The sequence below is a fragment of the Methylobacterium gregans genome, assembly GCF_022179245.1.
Taxonomy (GTDB): domain Bacteria; phylum Pseudomonadota; class Alphaproteobacteria; order Rhizobiales; family Beijerinckiaceae; genus Methylobacterium; species Methylobacterium gregans.
The window spans coordinates 18647-29977 of the sequence record NZ_BPQM01000133.1; the positions used below are offsets into that span (position 1 = coordinate 18647).

Here is an 11331-nt window from a genome sequence, read left to right on the forward strand (position 1 = left end):
CCATGCATCTCGCTTCCCCGCGACGCCGCACGGCGCCGCTCGCCACGCTCCTCGCTTTCCTGGCGCTCGTCCTGTTCGGGCTGCCCGCGCAGGCGCAGCTCCAGCTGCGCATCGGCGGCGGCGCCTTCCAGCCGCTGCCGATCGCGATCGCGGATTTCGCGGGCGATCCGAGCCTCGGCGGCCTCGTCTCCGGCGTGGTGACGAACAACCTGCGCCGCTCCGGCTACTTCACGCCGCTCGACAAGGGGCGCTTCCCCGAGAACCCCGCCTTCGACGCGGCGCCGAGCTTCGATAAGTGGCGCGCCACCGGCGTGCAGGGCCTCGTCACGGGCCGCGTCTCGCGCGACGGCGCGGGCCGGCTCAAGGTCGAGTTCCGGCTCTGGGACGTCACCTCGGGCCAGCAGATGACCGGCCAGCAATACGCCACCGACCCGGCCAACGCGCGGCGCACCGGCCACCTGATCTCCGACGCGGTCTACACCAAGATCACCGGCCTCGGCCCGTGGTTCGACAGCCGCATCGCGTTCGTCGACGAGTCCGGCCCGAAGGAGAACCGCCGCAAGCGCCTGATGGTGATGGACCAGGACGGCGCCAACGTGCGCGCCATCACCACGGGCGAGAACGCCATCGTGGCGCCGCGCTACTCGCCCGCGACGCAGGACATCGCCTTCATGGCGCAGGCCACGGGCCACCAGCCCCGGGTGCAGGTGATCAACCTCGAGACCGGCACGCGTCAGGCGGTCGGCAACGTCGACTCGATGAGCGCCAGCCCGCGCTTCTCGCCCGACGGGCGCCGCCTCGTGATGAGCGTGCAGCAGGGCGGCAACGCCGACATCGTGACGATGGACCTCGCCTCGAAGGCGCAGCGCTCCATCACCAACGGCATGGCGATCGACACCTCGCCGACCTACGCGCCGGACGGCTCGCAGATCGTGTTCGAGTCCGACCGCGGCGGCTCGCAGCAGATCTACGTGATGGGCGCGGACGGCTCGAACCCGCGCCGCATCTCCTTCGGCGAGGGCTCGGCCTCGCAGCCGGCCTGGTCCCCGAAGGGCGACCTCATCGCCTTCACGCGCCAGCGCAAGGGCGGCTTCGCCATCTGCGTGATGAAGCCCGACGGTTCGGGTGAGCGGGTGCTGACGGAAGGCTTCCACAACGAGGGCCCGACCTTCGCGCCGAACGGGCAGTACGTGCTGTTCTTCCGCGATCCGGGCGGCCAGGGCGGCGGCAAGCTCTACATGGTCGACATCACCGGCAAGGTGGAGCAGCCGGTCCCGACCCCCTCCTACGCCTCCGACCCGACCTGGTCGCCGCTGCTCGCGGGGCGCTGAGCGGGGATCCCGGAGGGAAACCGGGGGCGGAGCCCCGGCCGTCTTCCACGGCTCTGCCCTGGACCCGCGAGAGGGGTGCCCCCCTCTCGACACCCGGGGTCAGTCCGGCTTGAGCAGGTGGTCCCGCGCCCGCAGGGCCGGGAACAGCCGACCCCAGGCCACCGCGATCAGCACCGTCATCGCGCCCCCGGCGATCACGGCCGGCACGGCGCCGAGCGCGGCGGCGAGGAGGCCGGACTCGAACTCGCCGAGCTCGTTCGAGGCGCCGATGAAGACCGTGTTCACCGCCGCGACCCGGCCCCGCATGGCGTCCGGGGTCTCGCCCTGGACGAAGCTCTGGCGGACATAGACGCTGATCATGTCGGCCGCGCCGGTCACGAACAGGCAGAGCATCGAGAGCGGCAGCGAGGTCGAGAGGCCGAACACCACGATGGCGAGGCCGAACACCGCGACCGCCCGGAGCATCCGGGCGCCCGCGTGGCGGCGGAGCGGACGGTAGGCGAGCCAGACCGCCATCGTGACGGCGCCCGCCGCCGGCATGCTGCGCAAAGCCCCGAGCCCGAGGGGGCCGACATGCAGCACCTCGGCGGCGAAGATCGGCAGGAGCGCCGTCGCACCGCCGAACAGCACGGCGAAGAGGTCGAGGCTGATCGCGCCGAGCACCACGGGCTGCGAGCGGATATAGGCGAGCCCGGCCGAGAGCGTCGCCCAGCTCACCGGCGGGCGCTCGGAGACGGGCGCGGGACGGAAGCGGATGGCGGCGACCAGAAGGGCGGCGAGCGCGAAGCTGGCCCCTGCCCCGCCGAACACCACCGCCGGCCCCGCCGCGTAGAGCAGCCCGCCCGCCGCCGGGCCCAGCACCGAGGAGGTCTGCCAGAGCGAGGCGTTCCAGGCGATGGCGCCGCCGAACAGGTCGCGGGAGACGAGCGTCGGCAGCAGCGCCTGCAGGGCCGGGTTGGCGAAGGCGCGGCCGGTGCCGACGAGGATCACCAGCGCGTAGACCGGCCAGACAGCCTGCGCCCCGGAGAGCGCGTAGGCCAGCAACCCGAAGCTCGTCGCCGCCTGGACGCCGAAGCTGATCGCCGCCACGAGCCGCCGGTCGTAGGTGTCGGCGACGTGGCCCGTGATCAGCGCGGCCAGCATCGCCGGCAGGAAGCCCGCGAGCCCGACGAGGCCCAGCGCCAGGGCGGACTTGGTCAGGTCGTAGACGAACCAGCCGATCGCCACCGCCTGCATCTGGTAGGCGAGGCCGGTGAGGAAGCGGGCGGCGCCGAACAGGCGGAAATCGCCGTTGCGGAAGACGGCCCAGCCGGTGCTTGCGAGCGTGGACATGCGGCCCTGCTGGGACCGGGCGCGCGGCGCGTCAACCTCTCGACGCCGCACGGCCGCGTGAGCGGCGGCTACTCGGCCGCCTCCACATGCGCCTCGGGATCGACCAGCGGGAAGCTGCAGGTGACGCAGGTGCCCGCGCCCGGGCTCGATTCGAGCGTGACCCGGCCGCCGTGCAGCTCCACGAAGGAGCGCACGATCGAGAGGCCGAGGCCGACGCCCCGGTGGCGGGTGCCGAGCGTGCGGCTCTCGAAGCGGTCGAAGACCAGGGCGGCGACCTCGGCCGGCATGCCGATGCCGTGGTCGCGCACGCTGAGGGTGAGATCCGTGGCGGTGCGGCGCGCCCGCACCTCGATGCGCTCGCCCGGATGCGAGAAGCCGACCGCGTTCGACAGGAGGTTGAACAGGATTTGCCGCACGCGCTTGCCGTCGGCGTAGATGCTGCCGATGCCGGCCGGCACGTCGAGCTGCACGGTCAGCCGCGATTCCGCCAGCCGGTCCTCGATGCCGCGCATCGCCGCCTCGACGGTGGCGGGCACGTCGACCATCTCGCGCTTCAGCTCGAGCGAGCCGGCATCGATCGAGGCAAGGTCGAGGATGTCGTTGATGATGACGAGGAGCGCGCCGGACGAGCGCATGATGTGCTCGGAATACTCGCGCTGGCGGACGTTGAGGGCGCCGACCGACTCGTCACCGAGGAGCTGCGTGAAGCCGATGATGTTGGTGAGCGGCGAACGCAGCTCGTAGGAGACGTGGTGGACGAAGCTGTCGCGCAGCTGCGCGGCCTTCTCCAGGGCATCGTTCTTCTCGGTGAGCGCCCGCTCGACGTTCACGCTCGCCGTGACATCGATGAGGGTGAGCAGCGTCGCGCCGTCCGGCAGGGGTTGGGCGGTGCAGTCGAGCACGGTGCCGTCCACCACCTCCAGGCGGCAGGCGAGGCCTTCGCGGCTCTCCAGGCCGACGACGCGGTCGCGGATGTCGAGCCAGGGCTCCTCGGCGGGGGCGAGGCGGCGGCAGGCCTCGATCACGGCCTCCACGCGCGGGCGCTCGGCGATCAGTTCGGGGTCGAGGCGCCAGAAGGCCGAGAAGGCCCGGTTGGCGAGCGTCAGGCGCCCGTCGCCGCCGAACACCGCGACCGGCTCGCGCAGGGTGTCGAGGGTCTCGGCCTGAACGCGCATCAGGGCGTTGTAGCGCGATTCGAGGTTCACCCGGTCGGAGACGTCGTCGAACAGGTAGGTCAGGCCCCCCTGCGGGTTCGGGTCGGCCACGACCCGGAGCGTGCGGCCGTCCTGCAGGTACCACCAGGTCTCGTTGGCCTCGACGGCGCGATAGGCCGCCAGAACACCCTGCTTCCAGGCGCGGAAATCGGCGTGCTCCTCCAGCTTCCGCTGGGCGCGCAGGTGGTCGAGGATCTCGCCGTCCGAGGGGCGGTTCTCCAGGAAGGCGGCGTCGAGGTCCCAGAGCTGGCGGTAGGCGGCGTTGTGGAAGATCAGGCGCTGCCGGTCGTCGAACATCGCCACCGCGGTCGGCAGCTGGTCGAGGGTGCGCACGTTGGCGTTCATCTGGCGCTGCAGGTCGGCGCGCACGCTCTCCAGCTCCGAGACGTCGACCGCGATGCCGACCCGGCCTGTGTCGGCGCGGCTCTCGAACACGTCGAGCACCCGGCGGCTGCCCGAGACCACGGCCGAGAGGCGGGCGACCGCAGGACCGGCGCCGCGGCGGGCGATGTCCTCCCGGGCCACCGTCTCGCGCGCCGGCCGGTCGAGCAACTCGAGCCCCTGGTCGAGGGCGGCCTCGCGGGAGGGCGCCTCGACGGCCGCCGCGTAGGCCATGTTGACCCAGGCGAGCCCCCCCTCGCGGTTGCGCCGCCACACCGGCTGCGGGATCGCGTCGAGGAGCGCGGCGAGCGCGGCCACGCCCCGGCGGGCCTCGTCCAGGGTCTCGCGCAGCTCAGCGATCTCGCGGCGCTCCTCGCTGGTCTCGCGCAGGCGCAGCAGGGCGCGCCCCGCCACCGCCTGCCCCTGCGCCTCGATGCTGCGCCCGTCCTGGCTGCGGAGCGCGAGGTGGAAGCCCGTGCCGCGCACCAGCAGCGCCTCGACCGCCGCCTCGATCGCGCCGGCATCCGCCGGCAGCAGCCAGGAGCCGAAGGCGAGCACGCGCCGCGCCGCGCCCGCGGCCGAGCGGCCGTCGAAGGCGAGGCCGACATCGCCCTCGATCACCGGCTCGCTGCGGGCGTTCCAGGTCACGATGATCTGGCGCTCGGCGTTGAGCAGCATCTCGGCCCGGTCGTGAGCGCCCCGCAGCGCGTCGAGGGCGGCGGCCTGCTCGCGGTCGCGCCGGGTCCAGCGCGCGCGCTCGCGCAGGTGCAGCAGCGAGAGAATCGTGGCGAAGGCCAGCAGGCCGCCGAGCACCGAGAGCCCGGCCACGCCGTGCATGTGGAGCGACGCGGCCGGATCCGCGGGCGCCGCCCAGGCCGCGCCGAGGCAGAACAGGGCGCCGACGACGAGTGCGCCGACGCGGGCCGCGAGCCGCGCCGTCCGTTCGAGACCCATGACCCGCCTCATCCCATAGACCGCCGATGAGGCCGGCGCGCGCGATCGCGCGGCGCACGCGGCACCGTTCCCGCCGGCCGTCCTCGCGGATCGCCGGCGCGTCACCTCATCTGAAGATTCGGTTCACCTTAGCGCGGGGTCGAATCGCGCCGGAAGGGGTTTGCGCGCAAGGCCGGGAGCCCGGGTGCACGCCGCGCGCGCGCGACGCACAGAAGACACAGTCCGAGCACCCCATCGCGCCTTGACAAAACGGAAAGGGCCCGGCGCGTGCGCCGGGCCCGGTCGGGCTCAAGAAATTTTTGGATCCCGGAGCCGGAAGGCTCAGTAGCGGTAATGCTCGGGCTTGAACGGGCCGCTCTCGCCGACGCCGATATACGCCGCCTGATCGGGGCGCAGCTTCGAGAGCTTGGCGCCGACCTTCTCGAGGTGCAGGGCCGCGACCTTCTCGTCCAGGGCCTTGGGCAGGGTGTAGACCTGACGCTCATACTTGCCCGGGTTGGTCCAGAGCTCGATCTGGGCCAGCGTCTGGTTGGTGAAGGAGGCCGACATCACGAAGGAGGGGTGGCCGGTCGCGTTGCCGAGGTTCACCAGACGACCCTCCGACAGGAGGATGATGCGGTGGCCGTCGGCGAACTCGATCTCGTCGACCTGCGGCTTGATGTTGGTCCACTTGAGGTTCTTCAGGCCGGCGACCTGGATCTCGTTGTCGAAGTGGCCGATGTTGCAGACGATCGCCCGGTCCTTCATCGCCCGCATGTGGTCGAGGGTGATGATGTCCTTGTTGCCGGTGGCGGTCACGAAGATGTCGGCGCGGGGCGCCGCGTCCTCCATGGTGACGACCTCGTAGCCCTCCATCGCGGCCTGGAGCGCGCAGATCGGGTCGATCTCCGAGACCATGACGCGGCAGCCGGCGTTGCGGAGCGAGGCGGCCGAGCCCTTGCCGACGTCGCCGAAGCCCGCGACCATCGCGACCTTGCCGGCCATCATCACGTCGGTGCCGCGGCGGATGCCGTCGACGAGCGACTCCTTGCAGCCGTAAAGGTTGTCGAACTTCGACTTGGTGACCGAATCGTTCACGTTGATCGCCGGGAAGAGCAGCTTGCCCTCTTTGGCGAGGATGTAGAGGCGGTGCACGCCCGTGGTGGTCTCCTCGGAGACGCCCTTGATCGACTCACTGAGCCCGGCGAACCAGCCCTTCGGCTTCTCCTTCAGCTTCTTCTTGAGGAGCGCGAAGAAGACCTCCTCCTCCTCGGAGCCCGGCTTGTCGAGGAAGGCGGTGTCGCCGTTCTCGGCGCGCAGACCCAGATGCACGAACATCGTGGCGTCGCCGCCGTCGTCGAGGATCATGTTCGGCATGCCGCCGTCATGCCAGTCGAACAGGCGGGCGGTGTAGTCCCAGTACTCCTCCAGGGTCTCGCCCTTCACGGCGAAGACCGGGATGCCGGCGGCGGCGATGGCGGCGGCGGCGTGGTCCTGGGTCGAGTAGATGTTGCAGGAGACCCAGCGGATGTCGGCGCCGAGGCTCTTCAGCGTCTCGATCAGCACCGCGGTCTGGATCGTCATGTGGAGCGAGCCGGCGATCTTGGCGCCCTTCAGCGGCTGGCTCGGGCCGTATTCCTGGCGGACCGCCATCAGGCCCGGCATCTCGCTCTCGGCGATCGAGATCTCCTTGCGGCCGTAATCGGCCAGACCGATGTCCCTGACGATGTAATCCTTGGCCATGGGGTCTGAAGCTCCGTGTCTCAGGCTCTGGGTCCGGTGCGGGCAGGCCGGCGCGCGGAACCCTCGTCCCGCCGCCGGCCGCGACCGCGTCGGCGAGGCCTGTAGCAGGTCGAGACCGACGAAGCAATCAAGACATAAAGATGTCTTTATACCTGTTCTGAGCGACCCCGGCGTCCGCCGGGGCCGATCGGCGGCTCCCGGCTCAGTCGCGGCCGCGGATGAGCCAGCCCAGGCCGAAGGCGACCGCGGCGACCACCGCCACCGTGGTGGCGCGGTTCTCGTTCGCCCGGTGCGCCAGCGCGCGACCGTGGCGCTCGGCGCGGTCGCGGTAGTGCCGGCCGCGCGACTCCGCCTCGTCGTAGAGCGCCTGCCCGCGCTCGCGCGCCTCGTGAGCCAGGTGGCGGCCGTCGCGGGCGAGATGCTCGGCCGTGTCGCGGGCGCGCCCGTAGGCGTACTGCGCCGCGCCCGCCGCCTGATCGATCGCGCCCTCGATCTGTCGGCCCGGCCGGCCGCCCACGGCGCCGACGGCGGTCTTGGCGCGGCCGCGCAGGTTGCGGACGCCGCCCTCGATGTGGTCGCGGTTCATGTCAGTCCCTCTGTCTGGAATGTCGGGTCCGGAAACGAAGAAGGCCGGCTGAGCCGGCCTTCCGTGGTCGATCGGCGGTCGCTGGCCTCAGCGGCCCTTGACGGCGTCCGCAGCCTTCTGCGCGGCGTTGTTCACGCCGTCCTTGACACCGCCGACGGCGCGCTGGGTCTCGCCCTTCAGCTCCTGCGCCTTGCCCTCGGCCTGCAGCTTCTCGTTGCCGGTGGCCTTGCCGATGCCCTGCTTGACGTTGCCGGCGGCCTCGTTGGCCAGACCCTTGATCTTGTCGGTGGTGCTGCTCATCGCGTCGCTCCCGTCAGGTTTGCGGTCCCGGATCATCGCGGCGGGATCGCCGCGGCGGGCCGTTTCGGTGGCGTGAACGGTCAAGCAAACGCCTTGTTCCGGCGCGCGCGTGCTCGTGCGCACACCGATGCGTGATCGGTGAAGTTTTTTTGAAGCGCCGGCGAATTCTTTGCTGAAGACGGCAAGACAGGTTTCGGGCAAGCTCCTGCGTATACCGTATACCAAAAAAGTGCAGGGTGGACCGGATGAGCATCGCGATCGTCGGCGCAGGCGCCATCGGCGGGCAACTCGGCGTCAAGCTCGCCGCCGCGGGCGAGCGCGTCACCTTCATCGCCCGCGGCCAGAACCTGGAGGCCATCCAGGCGAACGGCATGCGGCTGATCGAGGAGGACGGCTCGGAGGTGCATGCCCGCGACGTGCGCGCCACCCGGTCGATGCAGGAGGCGGGTGAGCACGACTACGTGCTGCTCACCGTGAAGGCGCATCAGGTCGGACCGATCGCGGCCGACCTCAAGCACCTGATCGGGCCGAACACCGCGGTCGTGACCCTGCAGAACGGGATCCCCTGGTGGTACTTCCTGCACGGCTACGACGGTCCGCAGGCGGGGCGGCAGGTCGAGAACTCGGATCCGGGCGGGCAGATCGCGCGCCACCTCGACGCGTCCCGGGTGATCGGTTCCGTGGTCTACCCGGCCGCGATCCTCGAGAGCCCGGGCGTGGTGCGCGTGGTCGAGGGCAACCGCTACACCCTGGGGGAGCCCGACGGCTCGATGAGCGCGCGGGCGCGGACGCTCTCGGAGAAGCTCGCCGGCGCCGGCTTCAAGGCGCCGGTGATCGAGGACATCCGCTCGGAGATCTGGCTCAAGCTCTGGGGCAATCTCAGCTTCAACCCGATCTCGGCGCTGACCCACGCGACGCTCGTCGACATCTGCCAGTTCCCCGAGACCCGGGCGCTGGCGCGCGCGATGATGGCGGAGGCGCAGACGATCGCCACCACGCTCGGCGCCAGCTTCCGGGTCGACATCGACCGGCGCATCGCGGGCGCCGAGAAGGTCGGCGCGCACAAGACCTCTATGCTGCAGGACGTGGAGGCGGGCCGCGCGATCGAGTTGGAGGCGCTGGTCGGCTCCGTGATCGAGCTCGGCCGGATCACCGGCACGCCGACGCCGCACATCGACACGGTCTACGCCCTGATGCGGCTCCTGGCGCGGAGCCTGGAGACGCAAGGCGGCCGGCTCGTGGTCCAGCCCGCCTGAAACGGCAAGGGCCGCCCCCTTCCGGGGACGGCCCTGCCCGTCGTCTCGGACGTTCGGGCGGTCAGCCGCCGATGCGGCCGGCCAGGCTCGCCGAGTGGGCGTGCTCGTCGGCGATGAAGGGCAGCGCCTCGTTGGCGAAGGTGCGGCCGGCGTTGCTGTCGCCGTTGCGGGCGTAGGTCTGGTAGAGCGCCAGGGTGCGGGCGTCCGACCGGGCCTGCTGGCTGATATAGGTGCGGTCGAAGTCGCGGCTGTTGCGGGCCGCCTGCAGGCGGGCGATGCGCTCCTGGCCGTTCGGGCCGAGCGCCACGCGGCGGCCGGCCTCGGCCGGGCTGTTGTCCACGATACCGACGCCGCCGAGCACGCCGCCGACGATGTTCGTGCCGAGATTGGCGGCGATCGTCACGGGCGCCAGCACGACGCCGAGCGGGTTGTCGAGACGGGTCGGAATGCCCTGGCGGTCGGAGACGACGCGGCCGGTCGCGGTCAGCGAGGTGCCCTCGGGCAGCAGCGCCTTGGTGGTGGCCTCGCGCTCGACCAGGACGCGGTTGGCGTAGTTGCGCACGCGCGGGTTGCGGGAGCGCTCAAGGGCGATGCGGCTCGCCTCGATGCTGGCGGCGTCCGAGCGCAGAGCCTCGGCACGGAACGCCGGGGTGTTGGTTCCGGCCGCGCCGATCGGCGCGTCGGCGCCGATGCGCAGCGGCAGCGCGTCCTGTGCGAGGGCGGGGGTGGCGAGGGCGGCGACGGACAGGCCGAGCGCGGCCAGGACGGTCGTCTTCATGGCGGGTACTTCCTCGAAGGTCGTGCTGGGAAACGTTCGTTTTGCCGGTGCTCCCGAAGAGCACGGTCGCGCCGTCAACTTGTGCGATGCAGTCCTGTTCCGCATGCGCACAAGTCTGTGATCACAGGACACCGTTGGCCTCCAGCACGCGCCGCCGCTCAGGCATGAGCGTTTGAAAAGTAAACCTTCTTAGAGCCTTGCACGAAGGCGTTTGCATTTCTTCAGACCTGCGGTCTGGAATTTTCGGTCCCCGGAAGCGCGGACATCGGTGCTCGATTCCGGCGGCGGGCATGCGCTAGATGCATGTCTAGGGCTCGGGTTGGTTGCCCGTCTCGAGCTCGACCACGACGATCTCGGGCGGAATACCGAACCGCACCGGCAGCCCGCTCATCCCGAGGCCGCCCGAGACCACCAGATCGGTCTGCTCGCGGACATGGCCGTAGGCGTAGCGGGTTCCGAAGCGCGACGGCACCACGATCGGACGGCCGAAGGGGCGGACCTGCCCGCCATGGGTGTGGCCCGCCAGCGTCAGCGCCACCCGCGGCGGCACCTTCGGAAAGATGTCGGGCTCGTGGACGAGCAGGATCGCGGGCGCGCCCGAGGGGATCTGCGCGAGCGTGCCGGCGAGATCGTCCACGCCGCGTCGGAGGCTGGGATCGCGCTGGCGCGCGGGCAGCAGCGCGAGCTGGTCGCCGAGGCCGGCGAGCCAGACCGTCGCGCCGCCGAGATCGAGCGGGCTCACCGCATTTTCGAGAACGCGGATGCCGGCCTCCTCCAACGCGCGTCCCGCAATGGTCGGGCCGCCGCCGCGCCGCTGCGCCGTGCGGTCCTCCCACCAGTCGTGGTTGCCCAGCACCGCGAAGACACCGAGCGGGGCCCGCAGGCCGCCGAGCACGGGTGCCCAGCGCGCCGCGTCGATGGTGGCCGTGACGAGCTTCATGCCGGCGACGTAGTCGCCGGTGAGCACGATCACGTCGCCGCCGAGCCCGTTGGCGACCGCCACGATCTCGGCGATCTGGCCGAGCGGCATCCAGGGCTCGCAGGCGTGAAGGTCGGAGAGGGCCACGATCCGCAGGCGGCGCCCGGCCGGCCAGGGCGCGGGCGTTCGGATCCGGTAGCGGGTCACGACGATCCGGCGCGGCTCGACGCCGACCGCGTAGGCCGTCGTTCCGGTGCCGGCGAGCGCGGCGGTGCCGAGGCCCAGCAGAACCGTCCGACGCGTCACCGTGACGGCGCGGCGCCGGTCAGGCATCGGCGCCGTCGTCCGGGAAGAGGCCGGGCTGCCGGCTCGGGTCGGCGCGGGGGACGGCCAAACCCATGTGGCGGAAGGCCTGCGGGGTGAGGACGCGTCCGCGGGGCGTGCGCTGCACGAAGCCCTGCTGGATCAGGTAGGGCTCGATGATGTCCTCGATCGCGTCGCGCGGCTCGGATAGCGCCGCGGCGATCGTCTCGATGCCGACCGGCCCGCCCCCGAACG

Annotated in this window: 10 protein-coding genes; 2 read left to right on the forward strand and 8 right to left on the reverse strand. The window is 71.5% G+C overall.

Annotated features, from left to right (window positions below; all coding sequences use genetic code 11):
- Positions 1-2 precede the first annotated feature (2 nt).
- Positions 3-1331 (forward strand): Tol-Pal system beta propeller repeat protein TolB, encoded by a 1329-nt coding sequence (gene tolB / locus MFF54_RS23115; protein ID WP_238306557.1) that lies wholly within the window; start codon positions 3-5, stop codon positions 1329-1331.
- Positions 1332-1430: 99 nt separating this feature from the next.
- On the opposite strand, the gene MFF54_RS23120 is transcribed toward tolB, so the two are convergent.
- The 5 genes from MFF54_RS23120 to MFF54_RS23140 form a co-directional block, all read right to left on the reverse strand.
- Positions 1431-2663 (reverse strand): MFS transporter, encoded by a 1233-nt coding sequence (locus tag MFF54_RS23120; protein ID WP_238306558.1) that lies wholly within the window; start codon positions 2661-2663, stop codon positions 1431-1433.
- 68 nt (positions 2664-2731) lie between these two features.
- Positions 2732-5212, reverse strand: coding sequence for a sensor histidine kinase (locus MFF54_RS23125; RefSeq protein ID WP_238306559.1), 2481 nt, complete (start codon positions 5210-5212; stop codon positions 2732-2734).
- 321 nt (positions 5213-5533) lie between these two features.
- Complete coding sequence (gene ahcY, locus MFF54_RS23130; RefSeq protein WP_238306560.1) at positions 5534-6934, reverse strand: adenosylhomocysteinase; 1401 nt, start codon at positions 6932-6934, stop codon at positions 5534-5536.
- A 202-nt stretch (positions 6935-7136) separates the two neighbouring features.
- Positions 7137-7520, reverse strand: a complete 384-nt coding sequence (locus MFF54_RS23135) for a CsbD family protein (RefSeq protein WP_238306561.1) — start codon at positions 7518-7520, stop codon at positions 7137-7139.
- Positions 7521-7607: 87 nt separating this feature from the next.
- Positions 7608-7820, reverse strand: coding sequence for a CsbD family protein (locus MFF54_RS23140; RefSeq protein WP_238306568.1), 213 nt, complete (start codon positions 7818-7820; stop codon positions 7608-7610).
- Between the two features lie 245 nt (positions 7821-8065).
- Between MFF54_RS23140 and MFF54_RS23145 the strand changes: the two genes are divergently transcribed.
- Entirely contained in the window at positions 8066-9076 is a 1011-nt protein-coding gene (locus MFF54_RS23145) for a 2-dehydropantoate 2-reductase (RefSeq protein WP_238306562.1), read from the forward strand.
- A gap of 61 nt (positions 9077-9137) precedes the next feature.
- On the opposite strand, the gene MFF54_RS23150 is transcribed toward MFF54_RS23145, so the two are convergent.
- The 3 genes from MFF54_RS23150 to MFF54_RS23160 all read right to left on the reverse strand — a co-directional run.
- Complete coding sequence (locus MFF54_RS23150) at positions 9138-9854, reverse strand: DUF4142 domain-containing protein (protein ID WP_238306563.1); 717 nt, start codon at positions 9852-9854, stop codon at positions 9138-9140.
- A gap of 307 nt (positions 9855-10161) precedes the next feature.
- Entirely contained in the window at positions 10162-11106 is a 945-nt protein-coding gene (locus MFF54_RS23155) for a metallophosphoesterase (RefSeq protein ID WP_238306564.1), read from the reverse strand.
- A partial coding sequence (locus MFF54_RS23160; RefSeq protein ID WP_283206314.1) for a Holliday junction DNA helicase RuvB C-terminal domain-containing protein occupies positions 11099-11331 on the reverse strand: 233 nt, incomplete at its 5' end. The genes MFF54_RS23155 and MFF54_RS23160, both read right to left, overlap by 8 nt.